At 28.0% G+C, this 19,802-nt stretch carries 19 protein-coding genes and 2 pseudogenes; 2 read left to right on the forward strand and 19 right to left on the reverse strand.

What is annotated here, in order from left to right:
- Positions 1–8: 8 nt before the first annotated feature.
- The 10 genes and pseudogenes from NT01CX_RS06275 to NT01CX_RS12525 form a co-directional block, all read right to left on the reverse strand.
- Positions 9–767, reverse strand: coding sequence for an isoprenyl transferase (locus tag NT01CX_RS06275; protein ID WP_011722218.1), 759 nt, complete (start codon positions 765–767; stop codon positions 9–11).
- A 94-nt stretch (positions 768–861) separates the two neighbouring features.
- The gene (gene frr, locus NT01CX_RS06280; protein ID WP_011722219.1) at positions 862–1,419 is read right to left on the reverse strand and encodes a ribosome recycling factor; all 558 of its coding nucleotides are present in this window, start codon (positions 1,417–1,419) and stop codon (positions 862–864) included.
- A gap of 16 nt (positions 1,420–1,435) precedes the next feature.
- On the reverse strand, positions 1,436–2,146 hold the full coding sequence (gene pyrH / locus NT01CX_RS06285) for a UMP kinase (protein WP_011722220.1): 711 nt from the start codon (positions 2,144–2,146) through the stop codon (positions 1,436–1,438).
- Positions 2,147–2,262: 116 nt separating this feature from the next.
- Positions 2,263–3,183, reverse strand: coding sequence for a translation elongation factor Ts (gene tsf / locus NT01CX_RS06290; RefSeq protein ID WP_011722221.1), 921 nt, complete (start codon positions 3,181–3,183; stop codon positions 2,263–2,265).
- 34 nt (positions 3,184–3,217) lie between these two features.
- Positions 3,218–3,919, reverse strand: a complete 702-nt coding sequence (rpsB, locus tag NT01CX_RS06295; RefSeq protein ID WP_011722222.1) for a 30S ribosomal protein S2 — start codon at positions 3,917–3,919, stop codon at positions 3,218–3,220.
- 219 nt (positions 3,920–4,138) lie between these two features.
- Positions 4,139–4,918: a GTP-sensing pleiotropic transcriptional regulator CodY gene (gene codY / locus NT01CX_RS06300; protein ID WP_011722223.1), complete on the reverse strand. Its 780-nt coding sequence runs from the start codon at positions 4,916–4,918 to the stop codon at positions 4,139–4,141.
- Between the two features lie 192 nt (positions 4,919–5,110).
- Entirely contained in the window at positions 5,111–7,201 is a 2,091-nt protein-coding gene (gene topA / locus NT01CX_RS06305; RefSeq protein WP_011722224.1) for a type I DNA topoisomerase, read from the reverse strand.
- 70 nt (positions 7,202–7,271) lie between these two features.
- Positions 7,272–8,351, reverse strand: a complete 1,080-nt coding sequence (gene dprA, locus NT01CX_RS06310) for a DNA-processing protein DprA (protein WP_011722225.1) — start codon at positions 8,349–8,351, stop codon at positions 7,272–7,274.
- Between the two features lie 18 nt (positions 8,352–8,369).
- Positions 8,370–8,741 (reverse strand): Mg chelatase-like protein, encoded by a 372-nt coding sequence (locus tag NT01CX_RS06315; RefSeq protein ID WP_011722226.1) that lies wholly within the window; start codon positions 8,739–8,741, stop codon positions 8,370–8,372.
- Positions 8,718–8,846: pseudogene (locus tag NT01CX_RS12525) on the reverse strand (ATP-binding protein); the annotation flags it as partial. The gene NT01CX_RS06315 and the pseudogene NT01CX_RS12525, both read right to left, overlap by 24 nt.
- 95 nt (positions 8,847–8,941) lie before the next feature.
- Here NT01CX_RS12525 and NT01CX_RS12585 point away from each other — a divergent pair.
- Both NT01CX_RS12585 and NT01CX_RS12065 read left to right on the forward strand, forming a co-directional pair.
- Positions 8,942–9,085 (forward strand): annotated as a pseudogene (locus NT01CX_RS12585) (helix-turn-helix domain-containing protein); the annotation flags it as partial.
- Between the two features lie 81 nt (positions 9,086–9,166).
- A complete protein-coding gene (locus NT01CX_RS12065; RefSeq protein WP_011722227.1) occupies positions 9,167–9,313 on the forward strand; it encodes a helix-turn-helix domain-containing protein in 147 nt (48 codons plus the stop codon).
- 245 nt (positions 9,314–9,558) lie between these two features.
- On the opposite strand, the gene NT01CX_RS06325 is transcribed toward NT01CX_RS12065, so the two are convergent.
- The 9 genes from NT01CX_RS06325 to NT01CX_RS06365 form a co-directional block, all read right to left on the reverse strand.
- The gene (locus NT01CX_RS06325) at positions 9,559–11,916 is read right to left on the reverse strand and encodes a S8 family peptidase (protein WP_011722228.1); all 2,358 of its coding nucleotides are present in this window, start codon (positions 11,914–11,916) and stop codon (positions 9,559–9,561) included.
- Between the two features lie 12 nt (positions 11,917–11,928).
- Positions 11,929–13,017 (reverse strand): AAA family ATPase, encoded by a 1,089-nt coding sequence (locus NT01CX_RS06330; RefSeq protein WP_011722229.1) that lies wholly within the window; start codon positions 13,015–13,017, stop codon positions 11,929–11,931.
- Between the two features lie 240 nt (positions 13,018–13,257).
- Positions 13,258–14,553 carry a glucosaminidase domain-containing protein gene (locus tag NT01CX_RS12370; protein ID WP_011722230.1) on the reverse strand — a complete coding sequence of 432 codons (1,296 nt, stop codon included), beginning with the start codon at positions 14,551–14,553 and terminating at the stop codon, positions 13,258–13,260.
- A 38-nt stretch (positions 14,554–14,591) separates the two neighbouring features.
- Positions 14,592–14,852, reverse strand: a complete 261-nt coding sequence (locus tag NT01CX_RS06345) for a hypothetical protein (protein WP_011722231.1) — start codon at positions 14,850–14,852, stop codon at positions 14,592–14,594.
- Positions 14,853–14,915: 63 nt separating this feature from the next.
- Entirely contained in the window at positions 14,916–16,718 is a 1,803-nt protein-coding gene (locus NT01CX_RS06350) for a phage tail spike protein (RefSeq protein ID WP_039242949.1), read from the reverse strand.
- Positions 16,719–16,810: 92 nt separating this feature from the next.
- Positions 16,811–16,945 (reverse strand): XkdX family protein, encoded by a 135-nt coding sequence (locus tag NT01CX_RS12075; RefSeq protein WP_011722233.1) that lies wholly within the window; start codon positions 16,943–16,945, stop codon positions 16,811–16,813.
- Positions 16,938–17,273: a hypothetical protein gene (locus NT01CX_RS06355; protein ID WP_011722234.1), complete on the reverse strand. Its 336-nt coding sequence runs from the start codon at positions 17,271–17,273 to the stop codon at positions 16,938–16,940. Before NT01CX_RS06355 ends, NT01CX_RS12075 begins: the two co-directional genes overlap by 8 nt.
- A gap of 10 nt (positions 17,274–17,283) precedes the next feature.
- Positions 17,284–19,128 (reverse strand): BppU family phage baseplate upper protein, encoded by a 1,845-nt coding sequence (locus NT01CX_RS12455; protein ID WP_011722235.1) that lies wholly within the window; start codon positions 19,126–19,128, stop codon positions 17,284–17,286.
- Complete coding sequence (locus NT01CX_RS06365) at positions 19,119–19,802, reverse strand: distal tail protein Dit (protein ID WP_011722236.1); 684 nt, start codon at positions 19,800–19,802, stop codon at positions 19,119–19,121. The genes NT01CX_RS12455 and NT01CX_RS06365 overlap by 10 nt, the downstream gene beginning before the upstream one ends.

Below are 19,802 nucleotides of genomic sequence, written 5' to 3' on the forward strand. Positions count from 1 at the left end.
CTTCACCTCTACTTTAAACCGCCAAAGCGTCTATCTCTATTTTGATAATCATAAATTGCTCTTAATAAATCTTGCTTTTTAAAATCAGGCCATTTTATATCTGTATACCAAAATTCTGAATATGCACATTGCCACAATAAGAAATTACTTAATCTTTGTTCTCCAGCTGTTCTTATTATGATATCTGGATCTTTTAAATTTTTAGTATACAAAAATTCTTCTATTGTGCTTTCATCTATTTCATGTATTTGTAATGTATTATTTTTAACCTTCTCAGCTATAGACTTAATAGCATTTACAATTTCGTTTCTTCCTCCATAGTTAAGAGCAAGATTTAATATTAATCCTGTGTTATTTTGTGTTCTATTTGAGGCATTTATAAGCTCATCTTGACATATCTTTGGTAATTTTGATATATCTCCAATATATCTTATAACTACATTTTCTTCATGTAGTTCTTTTAATTCTTTTTTCAAATATTCTACTAAAAGTTTCATTAATGCACTAACTTCATCTTTTGGTCTTTTCCAGTTTTCTGTTGAAAACGCATATAAAGTAAGTGCTTTTACATTTAACTTACTACATTCTTTTACTATTTCTCTTATAGTCTCTACCCCTGCTTTATGTCCAACAGTTCTAGGAAGCTTTCTTTTTTTTGCCCACCTTCCATTTCCATCCATTATTATAGCTATATGTTCTGGAATTCTATCCATATCAATACTTATTATTTCCTTATTATCCTTAGAAAAATTCAATATATTCTTCATAATTAATTTCCCCTCAAATTTTATAAAATTTTTAAAATACCTGCCTTTTAAAGCAGGTATTTTAAAAATTTGAACTATGCAATTATTGTAATAATTAAACAGACATTACTTCTTTTTCTTTTGCGCTTACTATATTATCAATTTCAGTTATATATTTATCAGTAATTTTTTGAACTGAACTTTCTCCTTCTTTTGCTTCATCTTCTGTTATATCATTATTTTTCTTTAGATTTTTTATTTTGTCGTTTCCTTCTCTTCTTATAGATCTTATAGCTATTTTGCTTTCTTCACCTATTTTTTTAACTTTTTTAACTATATCTTTTCTTGTTTCTTCTGTTAATTCAGGAATGATAAGTCTTATAACTGATCCATCATTTGAAGGATTTAATCCTAAATCTGATTGTAATATTGCTTTTTCAATATCTTTTAATGAATTTTTATCCCAAGGTTGAATTAATAAAACTCTAGGTTCAGGAGAAGATACATTAGCTAATTGATTGATAGGTGTTTCACTTCCATAATATTCAACATTAACTCTATCTAGCATAGCTGGATTAGCTTTTCCTGCTTTCATTGATCCAAGATCTTTCTTTAATACAGATATACTTTTTAACATTTTTTCTTCAGATTTATTTAAAATGTCTTTTATCATAGCACTTCCTCCTTTTTTATTTAGAAACTATTGTTCCTATTTGTTCACCCATTATTACTTTTTTGATATTGTTTGGCTTATCAAGTCCAAAAACTAATATAGGAATATTGTTGTCCATACATAAAGATGTGGCTGTAGAATCCATAACTTGTAATCCCTTTTCTAAAACTTCAATGTATGTAAGTTTATCAAATTTCTTTGCATCATCATACTTGTTTGGATCCTTATCATATACTCCATCTACTTTTTTAGCTAATAATATTGCATCTGCTTCTATTTCAGCAGCTCTTAATGCAGCTGTTGTATCTGTAGAAAAATATGGATTTCCAGTTCCAGCCGCAAATATAACAACTCTTTTCTTTTCAAGATGTCTCATTGCTCTTCTTCTAATAAATGGTTCAGCTACTTCTTTCATTTCAATAGCTGTTTGAACTCTAGTTTTTACGCCTATATTTTCTAAAGAATCTTGTAACGCTAAAGCATTAATACATGTAGCTAACATTCCCATATAATCAGCAGTAGTTCTGTCCATCTCTTCTCCGTTTCTGCCTCTCCATATGTTTCCGCCACCAACTACAGCACCAACTTCAATTCCCATATCTACTATTTCTTTTATTTCTTTAGCAATTCTTTGAGTAACGTCAAAATCAAATCCAAATCCTTTTTTTCCACTTAAAGCTTCTCCAGATATTTTTAGCATTACTCTTTTATACTTAGATGAACTCATATTACTATTATACCTCCACACTTTAAAATACTATATAAAATTCATATATAAATTTTTTAAATAGCTTTAAAAAAAGAGAACACTTAGTGTCCTCTTTATTTATTTTTAGTTATTCACTATTTTTGGTTCATTTGTCTTTGAACTTCTTCAGCAAAGTTTTCTTCTTTCTTTTCTAAACCTTCTCCTCTTTCAAATCTAACGAATTTGCAAAGAGTTATAGGTGAGCCAACTTCTTTTGATTTTTCTTCAAGTAATTTTTTAATTGTGTAATCTGAGTTTTTAACCCATACTTGATCAATTAAGCATACTTCTTTAAGGTATTTTTTAACTCTACCTTCAACCATTTTTTCAACGATTTTTTCTGGTTTTCCTTCATTTAAAGCTTGTGCTCTGTAGATTTCTCTTTCTTTATCAAGAGCTTCTTCATCTACACTAGTTTCATCTAAGAATAGTGGATTTGCAGCAGCAACTTGCATAGCTATGTCTTTAGCAAGTGGCATTAATATATCACTTTCTTTTTCACAACCTAATTCAACTAATACACCGATTCTTCCTTCACCATGAACATATCCGTTGATTACTCCGTTATCAATTGTAAGCTTTTCAAATCTTCTTATGTTCATGTTTTCACCGATTTTAGCTATTAATGCTGTTAAAGCTTCTTTTACAGTAACATTTTCATCTGCAATGTATTTTGATTCTAATAATTCTTCAACATCTTTAACATCTGAAGTAGCGATTTGTTTTGCTATTGAATTTGTGAATTCAACGAATGATTCGTTAATTGAAACGAAGTCAGTTTCGCAGTTAACTTCTAAAGCAACAGCTGTTTTATTGTCTTCGCTTAAGTAAGTAGTTACTAATCCTTCAGCAGCAACTCTTCCAGCTTTTTTAGCGGCAGCAGCTAATCCTTTTTCTCTTAAGAATTCTACAGCTTTTTCCATATCACCATCAGTTTCAGTTAAAGCTTTCTTACAATCCATCATTCCTGCGCCAGTTCTTTCTCTTAATTCCTTAACCATCTTTGCAGTAACCATGTATATCACACACTCCTAACAAGTTAATTTTAAATTATTCAGCTAATTGTTCACCTTGATTTCCTTCGATTATAGCATCTGCTATTTTAGAAGTTATTAATCTTACGGCTCTTATTGCATCATCATTTCCTGGTATTACATAATCTATTTCATCTGGATCACAGTTTGTATCAACTATTGCAACTACAGGGATTCCAAGATTTTTTGCTTCATCTATAGCATTTTTTTCTTTTCTTGGATCTACTATGAATATAGCTCCTAAGTTAGATGCATCTAAGTTCTTTATTCCGCCAAGATTTTTTTCTAATTTTTCTTTTTCATTTCTTAATTTTATTACTTCTTTTTTAGGTAGAACTTCAAAAGTTCCGTCTTCTTCCATTTTTTCTAATTGTTCTAATTTGTTAATTCTTGTTTTGATAGTTTTGAAGTTTGTAAGCATTCCACCTAACCATCTATTGTTTACAAAGTGCATTCCTGATCTTAAGCTTTCTTCTTCTATAGCTTCTTGTGCTTGTTTTTTAGTTCCTACAAATAGAACTTCTTTTCCATCAGCAACTACACTTTTAACGAATTCATATGCTTCTTCAACTTTTTTTACAGTTTTTTGAAGGTCTATTATATAGATACCGTTTCTTTCTGTAAATATGTATGGAGCCATTTTAGGATTCCATCTTCTTGTTTGGTGACCAAAATGTACACCAGCTTCTAATAATTGTTTCATTGAAATAATTGACATTAATATTACCTCCCATTGGTTTTTACCTCCATTGCTTTGTCATGAAAACCTATTTTAGGCACCAATTCATAAATCAAGCAATGTGTGTTTTTCTTCCTTATGTAGTATATCATATGAATTATGAGCATTCAACATAAATAATAAAAAACTTCACTTTTTATAGAATATTTTATATAAACAAGGAATAGACTTACAAAATCTATTCCTTATAATTATACCTTATTTTATCTTTTTTAATTCATCTAATAATTTATCATTTAAAATTTTGATGTGAGTACCTTTCATACCTAATGATCTAGATTCTATTACTCCGGCACTTTCAAACTTTCTTAATGCATTTACTATTACTGATCTTGTAATACCTACTTTATCAGCTATCTTTGATGCTACAAGCAATCCTTCATTACCATCTAATTCATTAAATACATGTTCTACAGCTTCAAGTTCAGAATATGATAAAGTACCTATTGCAAGTTGTACAACTGCCTTTTTTCTAGCTTCATCTTCAAGTGCATCATTTTTGGCTCTTAAAATTTCAAGTCCTACTATAGTTGCACTATACTCAGATAATATTAAATCTTCATCAGAAAATAATCCTTCAAATCTTGTAAGGAATAATGTTCCAAGTCTTTCTCTGTTTCCAACTATAGGTACTATAGTTGAAAGTTTTCCTTCCATTTCAGCTGGTTTCTTTTCATCAAAAGATGATTTTCCATTATTTTCAATATTTGATATAGTTTCATTTATACTTAGTAACTTAGAATTAAATTTTTCTGGAAACTTTCTTTCTGAAACAACTTTTTCTTTTATACTCTCACATTCAACTCCATTAAAGAATCTATGTCCCAGTATTTTCCCTTTTCTACTTATTATATATACATTGCATTCTAATACTTCACTTAATGAATGGCATATATCATCGAATACAACTGGTTCAGCTCCTGTTTTTTGTATTATTTTATTAAGTCTTCGTATTTTAGTTAATAATTCTGAAGCCATTTGTACATCTCCTTTTCAAATCATTTTTAGCATTTAAAATCATTTACGCATTATTTTCATATTTTTTAAAATATTCCGAATTGTTTCTTTTACTTTAAATTATAATATCATAGTGTTAATTACATTTCAATATTATATTTTTATTTTTTCGACATAAATTTTAATTTTATTATAAAACATTAAATATCTATATTATTTTTCAACATTTTGATTTTCTTGTTGTATTTTTGTTTTACATTCTTTGTTTGAACATTCTATATAATTTCCTTTTGATTTGCTTTGTTTTTTAACCATATAGCTTCCACAATTAGGACACTTATCTTTTACTGGTTCTGACCAACTTACAAAATTACATTCTGGATAATTGCTACAACCATAAAATTTTCTTCCTTTTCTACTTTTTCTAAGTAGTATCTTTCCACCACACACAGGGCATGGTACATCTAGTTCTTTAACTATTGGTTTTGTGTTTTTACAATCAGGATATCCTGGACACGCTAGAAAATCTCCGAATCTACCATGTTTTATAACCATATTTCTTCCGCATTTGTCACATTTTATATCTGTAACTTCATCCTCAATTTTTATCTTTGCTATTTCTTTTTCTGCTATATTTATACATTCAATTAACGGAGAGTAGAATTCATTAACAACATCTTTCCATTTTTCTTTTCCTTCTTCTATATTATCTAGCTTACTTTCCATTTCAGCTGTGAATTCAACATCGACTATCTGTTTAAAATATTCACTTACAATATTGTTTACTATAAATCCAAGTTCTGTTGGAGTTAACGTCTTTTTTTCTCTTTCAATATACTTTCTATCTAGTAATGTAGATACTATAGGTGCATAAGTACTAGGTCTTCCTATACCATTCTCTTCTAATGTTTTTACTAAAGTTGCTTCTGAAAATCTTGCAGGTGGTTGAGTAAAGTGTTGTTTACCTTCTACTTTTTTATCCTGAAGTATTTCATTTTCCTCTAATACAGGGAATTTTAAACTTTCTTCATCTTCTTCGTACTTATATACTTTTTTAAAACCATCAAATTTTATATTTGAACCACTAACTCTTAATGTATATTGTCCATTATTTATATTTATGGACATAGTATCCATTATGCAATCTGCCATTTGACTTGCCATGAATCTTTTCCAAATCAAATTATATATTTTAAATTGATCTGGTTTTAAATTATCTTTTATTTCATCTGGTGCAAGTTCTATATATGTAGGTCTAATAGCTTCATGGGCATCTTGAATATTTTTCTTTCCCTTGAAATTTCTAATACTTTCTGGTACATAATTTTGTCCAAAATTTTCTGTAATAAACTGTCTAGCATTTTTTTGTGCTTCATCAGATATACGTACAGAATCTGTTCTCATATATGTTATAAGACCTATAGTTCCTTTTCCTTTTATGTCTATTCCTTCATATAATTGCTGAGCAACAGACATAGATTTTTTTGTTGAAAAATTTAGCTTTTTATATGAATCTTGTTGAAAAGTACTTGTTGTAAATGGTGGCAATGGTTTTTTATGCTTTTCTGATTTTTTTATACTTTTAACAATGTATTTGTTTTGTTTTAATTCTTTTATTATTGAATTACTTTCTTCTTCATTGTTGATCTCAATTTTTTCATTATTTTTAGATACTAATTTTACTGTAAATGATTTTTTAGATTTTTCATTTTTTAATTCGCATTCTATTGTCCAATATTCTTTAGGATTAAATTCTTTTATTTCGTTTTCTCTATCACATATCATCTTTAATGCAACTGATTGAACTCTTCCTGCGCTTAATCCCCATTTAACTTTTCTCCAAAGTATAGGACTTATCTTATATCCAACTAATCTATCTAAAACTCTTCTTGCTTGTTGTGCATCTACTAAATTTAAATTTAACCTTCTAGGATTTTTTATAGCTGATTTTATAGCATTTTTTGTTATTTCATTAAATTCTATTCTGCACTCTTCATTTTCATCTATTTTCAAAGCTTCTGCAAGATGCCAAGATATAGCTTCCCCTTCTCTATCAGGGTCGGTTGCAAGAAAGACTTTATCACTTTTCTTTGCTTGTTTTCTTAAAGAACTTAATAATTCCCCTTTGCCTCTTATAGTTATATATTTAGGATTATAATTATTTTCTATATCAACGCCTAATTGACTCTTAGGTAAATCTCTTACATGACCCATGGAGGCCGTAACGATATAATTCTTGCCTAAATATTTTCCTATAGTTTTAGCTTTTGCTGGAGATTCTACTATAACTAGTTTCTGACCCATACTATCCCCTCCATTAATTCAAGTTATTTATTATATTATTTATTACTATTATTAAATTATTATGTTGTTTTTAAACAGTTTTATTATTTCTAACGTAATAATTTCCACTTAAACACATTATTTCATCTTTCAGTTGCAATTCAAATAATACCTCATATAATTGTTTTATGTCAATATTAGTTAATCTCAAAACTTCATCAAAATGTATCGGAGTAGTATTAATTTTGTTATAGACTTTATCTTCTATACTAGTCATTTTACTGTTATTATTAAATGAATTTTTTATATAATTCATATTTAAGATTTCATAAATATCTTTCATTTCAGTAAAAATATAAGCTCCATCTTTTATTAGTTTATTTGTTCCCTTGCTTTGTTTTGAAAATACATTGCCTGGCACTGCAATAACATCTTTGCCTTGTTCTAATGCTGATGATGCAGTTATAAGCGTACCACTTTTTTCACTTCCTTCAATAACTACTACAACCTCACTTAGTCCACTTATAATTTTATTTCTTATTGGAAAGTTATAAGCATATGGTTTTGTACCAGGTGGAAACTGTGATATAACACATCCATTTTTTATTATTTCATCATATATATTTTTATTTTCCCGAGGATATATTACATCTATTCCAGAGCCTAAAATAGCACATGTATAGGAATTGTTTTCTATACATTTTTTATGAGCTATTGAATCTATCCCTCGTGCCATTCCACTTATTATATTTATATTATTTCTCGAAAGATCATTACATATTATATTAGTAATATTTACACCATAGCTACTACAATCTCGAGAGCCTACTATTGAAACAGACTTGTTTTTGTTTAGTCTATCTATGTCCCCTTTATAAAATAGCATATACGGTGAATCATCATATTCTTTAAGTGCTTTTGGATATAACTCATCTGTTATTGTAACAACATTTATATTATTTTTTTCTATATTATCTTTTATAGATTTTATATTTTCTTTATTCCATGCATATAATAAAGCATTTTTTATTTTTTCATTAATATAAGTACATTTTTCATCATGTGTACTATAATACCATATATTTTGCACATTTTTAAATTTGTTTATTAATTTATTTTTTATATTACAAGATAACTTAGCACAAGCAAACCATATTTCATAATCGTTCATTATATTTTCTCCTTAATTTTATATAATCTTTTCTTCAATAAATCTTCTATATTGAAGAGCCTCAATTAAATCTTCCTTTAGAATTTTTTTGTTTCCTTTTAAGTCAGCAATACTTCTTGAAACTTTTATAATTCTGCTGTAACTTCTTGTACTTAAATTAAATTTCATATATATTTTTTCCATAATACTACTAGTATCTTTATCTAACTTACAATACTTTTTTAATAATTTTATATTCATTTGAGCATTACAATATATTCCTTCATTTTTAAATCTTTCTCTTTGTATAATGCGTGCTTTTTCTACTCTTTTTCTTATAGTTTTTGAATTTTCATTATTACTATTATGATTTAATTTATTATAAGATACAGGATTTAATCCAATAAACATATCTATTCTATCTAATATTGGTTTTGATAATTTATTTAAATATCTTTTTATTTCATATGAAGTACAAGTACACTGATTATTAATAGTTTCATATCCATGAAAACCACAAGGACAACCATGAACATAATAACTTTGAGATCATTCACCACAAATATTTAAACACTAAACAACCTCATCCAAAAACACTATGCGGTGAACGTATAAGAAAAACACGTTTAGAAAAGAGTATATCCATTAATGAATTTTCTAAACGTTACAACATTACTAGAGCACATATTAGTGCAATAGAATTAGGTAAACATGATCCTAGTCCTAGTACTTTAAAGAAATTAGGAGATGTTTTAGAAAAACCATTTTGGTGGTTAGGCGGATATGATAAACTACCACAAAAAACACTTGGGGAAAAAATAACTAAATGTAGGCTTATGCATGGGTACACACAAAAAGAGTTTGCGAATGTTTTAAGTGTTCAAGAATCTACACTAATAGATTGGGAAAAAGATAAGAATAAGCCTAATGTTTCAAATTTGAAAAAACTTGAAACTTTTTTAGAAATATTGATAAAAAAATAAGCCTATATAATATGAAGAAACTTTTTGAATTTTAAATTCACATTAAAATATTTACCTATATAATAATGTAGAAACTATTTCACAAAACAAAAACAGAATGGATTCGACACCATTCTGTTTTTCAATGTATTTATAGTTTACACCTCAATAATTATACGTGTTCACCCACGAAACCCCTACATTATTGTATATAAATATATACAATAATGTAGGGGTTTTTTATAATGACTAAAACTCTTTATTATTTATTGATTAAACATTTCATTAATTCTAATATCTACATCCTGACGAAGCTTAATATTATTATGCCAAAAGTTATTAGCATCCAACAATCTTGTTACTTCATCATAAACTTGACATTGTTTCAGTGGATCCTTTATGGTTATAATAACACAAAATTCTTGACTTAATTCAAGTGATTGAGTTAATGCTTTTTTTTCTATAAAATCTCTATAAAGACCATCTATTTTTAGAAACCATAACTTATCACCTTTTAAATATTTTTCTTTATTTGACGGTGTCATTTCCGCTAAGTCTACAGCATACTTCTTTATTGGATAGAATTTATCACCATATTTTATAAGCATTCTTTCAGTGAGTGCAAATTTCTCCTGAGAAGATTTTATAGCGGCTTTACTATAGTTACTTGGCAATAAAATATTTTTTGAATTTTCTCTGCCTATAGGATTTAATATATTATTTTTTGTTATATCTCTTTGTTTTTTATTATCATAACTTCCAAAATAAATGTCAATATTTGATTGACAATATTCAGAACCTTGAGATGGTTCAAGAATAGGATCATAAACTAAAGTTACAACGACTTGTCCAGTATATAAGTCATCTCTTTTTAATCCTTGTGGATATGGGAAATCTAGAATGTCTATGTACTGTCCCTTTCTTATTGTATCTCTCATAATCAAAGTTATCTCATTAGGATTGTTATATAATATTTCATTTATTCTTTTAGGCTTTCCAAATCCCATTTGATTTAATTTTTCACTTGGTGACATCATAATATTGCTTCCATAATTAGCAGAATGAATTAATAACGCTTTTAATAGTAATGGATCAAACTCTTCAGTTATTTCCTCCTGCAGTCCAGCCAATATAGATGTTATTCTTGGTGTAGAAAAGCTTGTACCAATGTTTCTACTTATATTTCCATTCAAATCAAAAGACTTAACTCCATTTATGATAAGTTTTCCTGTACTATCTATTCCTGCATTTCCTCCATAATGAACAACATCAGGTTTAATTATACTTGCTGGACCTCTACCTACTCTTGTAAACGGTGATGGGAAATCAACATCCACTCCACTTTCTAAATTTTTTTCCTGTGCAATAGATCCTACTACTACTGATCTAACTGAATCTGCTGATTTTACTATACGGCCTTTAGGTTTTCCATGAATAAAATTACTGCAATTACCCGCTGACTTACATATTATTACCCCATAAGTATCTTGAATATCATCAAGCGCTTTAGCAAAATCAGAAAATTCATTTTCATCTATTTCTGTTGTTAACCCCCCTGAAAGATTCCATATTTTAATTTCTTCACAATGATTTTTTATTATTTCTCTAATATTATTAATTAACTCATCTTCGTAAATAGACTCCTTTTTTAAATCAGGAAATACGTTGCCGTCAAATAATTTACATCCCTTTAACCCTGTATATTCCTTATTTTCTAATTCATCTCCATATAAAATTACTCCTGCGACAAATGTACCATGTGATGGATCTATTACACTTTCAGGATAAAATGTTTGTCTTTCTCCTACCAGCCAAGGTTTAAGACTTTTTATTTTACTTATCCCACTATCTAAAACTCCTACTGTAACATAGTTTTTACCTTCTTTAGGCATTTTTATTATTGGATTTTCATTTATATTGAAAAAATCTAAATCTATAGAGTACTTTGGCATAGGTTCGATTAATAAAAGAGCTGTGTAATCTTCTAAAATATCTATTTCATCAGTTGTAACATTTTTTATATTATATACAATCATTTCATCTGTATATATAGTCTTACTAAACTCTATATTTAGTTCTTCACATTTTTTTTGAAACACCTCGTTAACTAACCTATCTATTTCATAATCATGATATTTTATTAATTTAACTTTATAATTTTTTTCTTTATCCTTCTTTACAACTTCTGGTTCTAGTTTTTCTATTTTATTGATACAAGAAATCGCATATGCATTTTCATCATAATTAGAAATCTTTTCTCTTATTCTATTCAAATCCTCTTTAGTCGCTATTTTGATTAATAACTCATCTTCTCCACTAAGACCAATAACACTATTTTGAGAATTAACTTTAAATAAACCACTTACTTCACTTCTATGACTCTTAGCCTTTGCAAAGTCATTTATCTTTGTTTTTACAACAGTAGGTATAAAATCTTCCTCCGAAGGTCTCTTATCTAAAACATCTTTAATTAAATTTAAACTATATTCAAGTTGTTTACTTTTTAGTCTTAGATCCTCACCTTCTAAAACCCAACTTGGAAGCTTTCCGTTTCCACCACCTTCTGTTCTACTATTATCAATTTCTCTTTTTGCAAAGAATTTTATTGGTATATTATCCCCCATAATTATTCCTCCTTATTTACTTAATATCTCTCTAACTTTTCTTATAGAAAAATCAAAATATTCTACAATTTCTTTTTGTGTTACACCATATGAATTTAAATATTTAATTAAATTTTCTTCATTTGTAACATTATGATTTTTAAATAAATAGGTTTCATATATAACTTGAATAAATTCTAAACTAGTATTTTTTCTAATTATTGATTTTTTAATTGATGTATATATAATGTTTTTTATATCCGCTGGACTTAGTTCGGTTACTGCATCTATTACATTATCCATCTTCTTATCATTTTCAATAAAATCAACCGGATAATTTTTACAATAACCAATAACTAATTTCTCAATTTGCTTTTTTGATGGCTTACCTAACTCTACAATTTTATAAAATCTTCTCCAAATAGCCGAATCTAGCAATTCATGATGATTTGTAGCAGCTATCAAAATACTTTCTTCATTAAATTCATCAATATTTTGAAGCAAACTATTTACTACCCTTTTTAATTCTCCTAACTCATTTTTATCATCTCTTACTTTTGCAATTACATCAAATTCATCTAAAAATAATATACATGGTCTTTTAGATGCGTAATCAAATATTTTTCTTATATTTTTAGCTGTGTTCCCTAAAAGTGAAGATAATAATGAATCAAACCGTGCTGTTACTAATGGTAACTGTGTTTTATTGCTTATATGCTTTGCTAATGAAGTTTTACCGCACCCAGGTGGTCCATAAAGTAATAAAGTATTACTTACATCAATGCCCTTACTTTTTAGTACATCTCTATATTCAAAAGTTTCAATAAAATCTCTGACCTCTTCTTCTATAAACCTATCAAATATAAGATTTTCACCTATAGAAGTTGGCATCTTTATATCAACTATATCCATCCTACTTTCTTGATCTACAGGTTTAGTAGCAAATGAGTCAAGTGATATCATTCTTGTATTATTATGTTCTATAATATTTAATATCCTTTTAGATAAATTCTCTTGGCCCTCTTTTTTTAAATTCTCAACTAATACTTTTGAATAGTTTAAAACTTTCTCCTTATCCCCCTTAAGTCCACCCTCAATTATCTTAATTAATTCCGTATACATAGTTCATCTCTCCTTGTAATATATATTACTCCTTTATGTTTTTTTAGTCAATGTTTTGTTATTTAATTTATTGTTTTTGTTATTTTAGTATTCATTTTTGTTATTTTAATACTATAACAAATACTAATCTACGGTCAATTATAATTTAATCAAAATAATCGAATGTGATAAATTAATATAATATGTAAATACACCAACCCCCAAATAAGGGACACTATATAAAATAGCATCCCTTTAAAATTACTTCTTAAATAAAGCCCTCCATGTATCTTTACCAACAATACCATCTGCACTTAAACTATTATCCTTTTGTAGTTTTACTACTGCATCATAGGTTCCACTTCCAAAGCTACCATCTGCCCCCCATTTTCCTACACTATAACCTTTATCTATTAATCTTTCTTGAATAATCTTAGTTATGTTTCCTTTTGCCCCTTGCGTAACTATGCAACATTTATTCAATGTTGTATCTCCAAACCAACCATCTTCTTTTATTCTAGCGTGAAATTGAGTATTTAATTCATGCTGTAATCTTTCAACAATCTTTCCATTTATACATAATTTCCATAGAGGTACATTAGAAATACTAGGTAAAGTTACTCCTTTATTATCTGTTAGTCTTGATTTAAACACCCACCACTTAGCCCAGTTATTTGTTGACATATTAGCTGGACAGTTCTTTCTTGAAGCATCATAATGCCTGACTACATTGTCATTATCAATGTTGTATTTAGCTTGTAGTTTTTTAACTAACCATAGAGCATTATTTATAGTAGCATCTGCTATATATCCACCACTATTGCACATTTCAATTCCTATAGAATTATGATTAGTTATTCCATAATTACCATGTCCATCTCCACAGTGCCATGCCGCATTAGAATCTTCCACAACTTGTACAATATTATTTTCATCTACAAAGTAATGTGCAGATGCATTTCTATTTCCTCCTCCAAAATAATTAGCGTTTGCTAAAGCTGTATCTTTATAATTTCCAGTATCGTGCATTACAATAAATTTTATATTATTTCCACTAGAATGATTATAGTTTGATATTTTTCTTGTAATCTCCATGTTATTATCCACCTCATTTAAATTGTATTTTTTAATAATATTTTCAACCTTTTCTATATAGTCTGGAGCAGAGCAGTAACCTCCAACTACTATTGCTTTTATTTGTTCTAGATAATTTGTAGCTTTAAAAACACCAGATTCTGTATACCATTTAGCTTTTAAAAATTTAGCATGGTCCAGTATACTTTCTCTCCAACTTTTATAAATCCTAAAAGGCTGCTTAACTGTTATAATTCCATCATTTGTGTATTCTTTAGTGTCTAAATTAACAGTTTCCCCTGTCCAATCTCTTAAAGCTTTAATACCAAATAAATTGTTGTATTGTTGTGCAAGAGTACTTGTACCCCAACCAGATTCCAGGATAGCCTGACTTATTGTTACACTAGCAAAAATTCCGTATTTCTTTTGCGTTTCTATTGCTGCATCCTTAATTTTTTGAATAAATTCTGTTTGCTTATCCATATAGCAATCTCCTTTTTTATAAAATAAAAGAGCAACAATTACTGCTGCTCTATCTTATTTGCAATGCTATCTACTTTGACTTCTATGTTTTTAATATCTCCTTGCATATGTTCCACAAGCATACGGTTTGTAGTTACAACTTCTGTATTTGATTGATTTAACTTTTCTAAGTTTGTATAAAGTCTTTCTTTATCTTCTTTAGCATCTTGTCGTTGTTGCTCTGTAAGTTGCTTAAGATAAAGTCCTAATCCAATAACACACGCTACTGGAAACCCAAAACTTTGTATTAATTCTGCCATTTTTAATTACCTTCTTCCTGTTTTTTAATATAAAAATAGCGTACAATCTTCATAACTGTACGCTTATCTCCAGTTTTCTAATTGCTCTCTAACATATTGTCTTACCCAATCTTCTGTTACAAAAGCATTCATGTCTTGATCTACTACATTGTGGGCGTCTAATATAATTCCTGTACTAGATATTAATTGTAAGTATCCCTTACCATCGCCACGTTGCTTTGTGCCGATACCATTTACAGAGTTGGTTCTTCCACCATCTATTACAACATAGTCACTTACTTTACTCATCCTAGAACCTATTTCATCCGCATCTATTGTACCAGTCTTTATACAACTTCCATCAATTCTGGTTTCTCCTCTTTCTAAATTTCTAAAAGTTACGTAGCCATCTAAATCAATATTTAATGCCCTCATTCCTATTTTTTTATCACTCATATTTATAGCACTAACCAAAGCATTGCCATTAATTTCTCCTCCATAAACTACTAATGCAATATTATCAGCGTTTTGTTCGATTTTAGTATTGCAATCTTTAATCTTGCCATCAACGTCTCTTATTTGTCCATTTACGGTTGCTATAATACCTTTTTCTGTCTGCTCTATTTTACTATTGCACTTATCTATTTTGTTATTTACTTCTAATGTAATAGAGTTTGCAGTTTGCTCTATCTTTGTATTGGTCTTATTTATTTCTTCTACAGTAAGAGTAATTCTGTCATCTTGTTGCTCTATCTTACTATTAAATTGTTTCTTAGTATTTTCTAAACTTTCTTTTACTTCATCTATAGAATTACTTAGATTACTTAAATCTGTAGATAAATTTTCTTTAAAACTGCCAAGCTCTATTTCTAAATATTTATTTAAAATAGAATCCCACTTATACTTGATTACTTTTTGTCTTATATCTATACCCATCTTTAAGTGTTTAACAGTTACTATATCTCCCAATCCTACTTCTTCTAAGCAACTATAGTTTTTATATTCTTCTGTTTTACTAAGCTCTATAAAATCTACCTTATAATTAGTTTTAGGAATGTCTATATGTTGAATTTGATATAACTCTTGAACTTTTTCTCTAAGCATTCTTTTTACATCTGATTCTGTTATACCTTTTTCGGAATCTACTTTTATATCTCCAAAATGCATATGTCGGATTTTAGGAAACGGATATTTTTCTAAATTAGGAGAATCTATATATTTTTCTTCTAACATAATTACTGAATCATTTTCTGTTAATCCTGTTGGCATAATCCTTGTAACGACTTCACTGTTATCTAAATCTTCTTCTAGTCCTAAAAGGTTCTTCCCATAGCTTATAGTCACATCTTTATCAGTTCCAATACTATTTAATATAGAAATATTAAATTTATCTCTTAATATCTCTCCACCCCATCTGCTTAAAAAGCTATTTTCATTATCTCCTATTAAAGCTTGTATTGGATTTTTTCTAACATAGAATGCATCTGACTTCTCATTTAGATTACTGTTTCCTTTAAAATTATGAGGGTATTGTGTACTGTTTAAAATTCCTTTTATAGCAGTATCACCTTTGACACTTCCAGTTCTATAACTTTCTATAAAATTATCTATTAGATCATAAAAAATATGTTTTGCATATACGCATACAACTCCCATATTTTTAACTGGTCTGTATATACGAAATAATTGATAACCATTAGGAGTGTTAGCTTTCACAATATTATCCTTAATTAAATAATTAGATTTTTTATCGAATATAGGATATTCTAGTTCTAATCCGTAAAAACCATTAAGTTCTTCTTCTACTTCACATCTTATAGCATTGTTAAATACTGCAAGTCCGTTATGGTTAAAGTCTGTTTCCTTTGCATCATATATATTTATTATTTTTATCACCACCTAAAAAAGACAATAAAAAAAGACTTATAAAAGTCATGATCTATTGCCTTTGAATATTTAATTTTACCTTACATATTTTTCTAGTATGCATCAACTTTACTTTTAATTATTTCTTCCTTTTCTTGTTTTGTAATCCACTTAGCTGTTACGAAAATGTCTAAGTCTTTTTCTACATATAATCCCATTAAAAAATATTCTTTTATAAATTTAATCATTAATATTCCCTCCTAATTGTGCAAGCTTAATTAATAAATTTGCATTTAATTCTTGTTGCTTTTTAAGATGTATTTGTAAGTTTGCACTATCTTTTAACAATTTTGAGTTTATTTCTAACTGTTGTTCTTCTTCTGTTAGTTTATCATTAGTAAAATCCCCACCTTCAACTTCAAATATATCCATATTTGATATACCTTGTATTTTCACATTGATTTTATTATCTTTATAACACTCTATTTTATTTTTATATTTAACTATTTTATCAAATTGAAAATCTTTCTTTGTTAATGTATCTTTGAGCCTTTTTTTTTCTATTAATAAGTACATTCTATCACCTCTAAAAACCATATGATTTAGCATTATATACATCTGTAACTTTTGAAGCACAATTTTCAAATTTTGTACCATCACTTATAACAAGTCCTCCAACATTTTTAATCGGATTAGTGTAATTATATATTTTACAACCAAAAATAATACATAAACTTGCAAACGAGTTAATCGCAGTTATATTTTGTTTTTGTTCTGGATTAAACAAACACTCAGTTATATTGCAATGTGAAACTTCAATGTCGCTAAGATCTTTCATTATAACTTGTTGAATTATAAGATTACAATGCCTTATTCTAAAACCTTCAATCACTCCATTAATTATATTTCCAGTACAATTACGCATAGTTAATGTGCCATTGATTTCATGGTTATTTAAGTTTAAGCATCCATGAAAATTATTTATAAATTGAGCATCATTTAAATTTGATTGTAATTTTATTACAATAGGTGTTAAATTAGTTAATAAATTGCGTCTATTTGATTCAACTACTGCACTTGTTAAAGAAGCAAATGGATTATCAAAAGAACCATCTCCGGTTTTGTCATTCCCTTTAAGGGCATTTACATAAATTACGTTGTCTTCTAATGGAACTACTTTTGTTTTAGAAATAAGCTCTTCTAAATTAGTACCATCTTCTCCTTTGATATCTGCTGCTTTTAATACAACTTCTCCAGTTTTAGAGTTAACACTTTTAACTTTTCCAATCTCCGAAAAGTCAGGTTTATTTTTTACATTACCCCAATCAATACTTTCAGCTACTTCAGCAATATCAACTTTGCCATTATTGTTTTTATCATAAACAACTGCCTTCATATCTCCTGGAGCATTATCTTTGAAAGTATTCTTTATCTTATCCCATTCTTCTACCCTTGTTTTTTCTGCTTCAACCCTATTAGTTTCATTTGTTTCTCTTTTCTGTTCAGCTGTAACTCTAGTATTTTCACTATTAGCTCTTTCTATTTCTTTTTCTACTCTAAGCTTTTCATCTTCTACTCTTTTTTCTTCTGCTTCAGTTCTTAATTTTTCATTTGTAATTCTTTTAGTTTCTTTTTCTGTTCTAGCTTTTTCGTTAGCTTGTCTTTGTTGCTCATATGTTATTCTAGCTAACTCATTTTCAGCCATAGTATTATCTGCTATTTTTCTTTGATCCTCTGATTTACTCCTGGCTTTTTCATTTTCAACTCTTATTTTTTCTTGATCTATTCTATTACTTTCATATTCTTTTCTTTTATTTTCAGCTTCTATTCTAATATGTTCATCTTCATTTCTTTTATTTTCAGCTTGAACTCTTTTTTCTTCATTACTAATTCTTTCAGTTTCCTTTTCATTTCTTAGAGCTTCAGCATCACTTCTCTTCTTTTCATCTGTAATTCTATTACTTTCAGCTTCTATTCTAGTTTTCTCATTTTTAATTCTTGCCTCTTCTTCTATATGCATTCTCTGTACTATATCAAAATCTTTCATATTAAAATAATAGTCATTGCTATATATACTTTTATCTACTTTTAAATTAAATGTAGCACTAGTTATTTTTAATAAATTACTATCGAATACACTTATATCAGCTTGAATATTTCCTGGCTTTTCTAATACTTCTGGACTTAATTTGATACTTACTTTTCCTTCTCTAGCACTAACTATATCAGTCATGTAAAGTAGTACCCTCTTATCTTCTCTAATAAAATTAAGTCTTACAGTACAGTTAGATAAGTCTAATGCTAAACTATTTTGTAGTAAAGTAATGTTTAATATAGAATTATTATCAAACTGCTTTAATCCTGTAACTGTAGTTATACTTTTATTCTTAGTATCTATCTTTAAATTAAATATCTTATCTATTATAAACACCTCCAATTCGGTATAATTTCTATCTTTTGTACATCACCATTCCAGCTTATTTTATTTTCTTCTTGTAAAAACATTGGAAATTCTCCTTGCATTTTGTTATTATGATTATCTTTGTAGCACTCTTGTAGTACAGAATTTACAGTAACGTAATCTTGTACATTTAATAATTTTATAGAATACTTATTTATGTTTAACTTTATATCTCCACTACCATAAACTTTAATTACTGGTTCGGATTTATAAGTAAACTCAGGACCATATATAATGGTAGGCTTTTTTGTTTCTATAGCAGAATTATCTATATAATATTTAAATGGATCACATACAAAAGTAACTATAAAATCTCCTGTTATATAATCAACATCTGTTCCATCAAACTTAACCTCTTTAACCTTAAAAAAGAAGTTGGCTAAATAGTCTAGTTTTAAAATTCCAGAACCATCTAACCAATTGTTTAATAGTACTGTCTTTTCTTCTACATCAATGTCTTTTATAGTACATTCAAAAGGTAGCTCTATGTCTTTATAAGCTCCTGTATCTTCTGTTAAAGTTCCACTTCTGCCTGGTACTTCAATATGCTTAATTACTTTTTCAGCTTTAGGAATAGGAGGTCTTTTACCTATATATATTCCTAAAGCCTTAGAGTACTTATTATTAAACTCAAATCCATACAA

The sequence above is a fragment of the Clostridium novyi NT genome (assembly GCF_000014125.1).
Classification (GTDB): Bacteria; Bacillota; Clostridia; order Clostridiales; family Clostridiaceae; genus Clostridium_H; species Clostridium_H novyi.

What these genes read in the sequence shown, in the direction of transcription:
- NT01CX_RS06275 (WP_011722218.1), bottom strand. Translation starts at nt 767, where the DNA reads ATGAAGAATATATTGAATTTTTCTAAGGATAATAAGGAAATAATAAGT.
- frr (WP_011722219.1), bottom strand. Translation starts at nt 1,419, where the DNA reads ATGATAAAAGACATTTTAAATAAATCTGAAGAAAAAATGTTAAAAAGT.
- pyrH (WP_011722220.1), bottom strand. Translation starts at nt 2,146, where the DNA reads ATGAGTTCATCTAAGTATAAAAGAGTAATGCTAAAAATATCTGGAGAA.
- tsf (WP_011722221.1), bottom strand. Translation starts at nt 3,183, where the DNA reads ATGGTTACTGCAAAGATGGTTAAGGAATTAAGAGAAAGAACTGGCGCA.
- rpsB (WP_011722222.1), bottom strand. Translation starts at nt 3,919, where the DNA reads ATGTCAATTATTTCAATGAAACAATTATTAGAAGCTGGTGTACATTTT.
- codY (WP_011722223.1), bottom strand. Translation starts at nt 4,918, where the DNA reads ATGGCTTCAGAATTATTAACTAAAATACGAAGACTTAATAAAATAATA.
- topA (WP_011722224.1), bottom strand. Translation starts at nt 7,201, where the DNA reads ATGGGTCAGAAACTAGTTATAGTAGAATCTCCAGCAAAAGCTAAAACT.
- dprA (WP_011722225.1), bottom strand. Translation starts at nt 8,351, where the DNA reads ATGAACGATTATGAAATATGGTTTGCTTGTGCTAAGTTATCTTGTAAT.
- NT01CX_RS06315 (WP_011722226.1), bottom strand. Translation starts at nt 8,741, where the DNA reads ATGTTTATTGGATTAAATCCTGTATCTTATAATAAATTAAATCATAAT.
- NT01CX_RS12065 (WP_011722227.1), top strand. Translation starts at nt 9,167, where the DNA reads ATGCATGGGTACACACAAAAAGAGTTTGCGAATGTTTTAAGTGTTCAA.
- NT01CX_RS06325 (WP_011722228.1), bottom strand. Translation starts at nt 11,916, where the DNA reads ATGGGGGATAATATACCAATAAAATTCTTTGCAAAAAGAGAAATTGAT.
- NT01CX_RS06330 (WP_011722229.1), bottom strand. Translation starts at nt 13,017, where the DNA reads ATGTATACGGAATTAATTAAGATAATTGAGGGTGGACTTAAGGGGGAT.
- NT01CX_RS12370 (WP_011722230.1), bottom strand. Translation starts at nt 14,553, where the DNA reads ATGGATAAGCAAACAGAATTTATTCAAAAAATTAAGGATGCAGCAATA.
- NT01CX_RS06345 (WP_011722231.1), bottom strand. Translation starts at nt 14,852, where the DNA reads ATGGCAGAATTAATACAAAGTTTTGGGTTTCCAGTAGCGTGTGTTATT.
- NT01CX_RS12075 (WP_011722233.1), bottom strand. Translation starts at nt 16,945, where the DNA reads ATGATTAAATTTATAAAAGAATATTTTTTAATGGGATTATATGTAGAA.
- NT01CX_RS06355 (WP_011722234.1), bottom strand. Translation starts at nt 17,273, where the DNA reads ATGTACTTATTAATAGAAAAAAAAAGGCTCAAAGATACATTAACAAAG.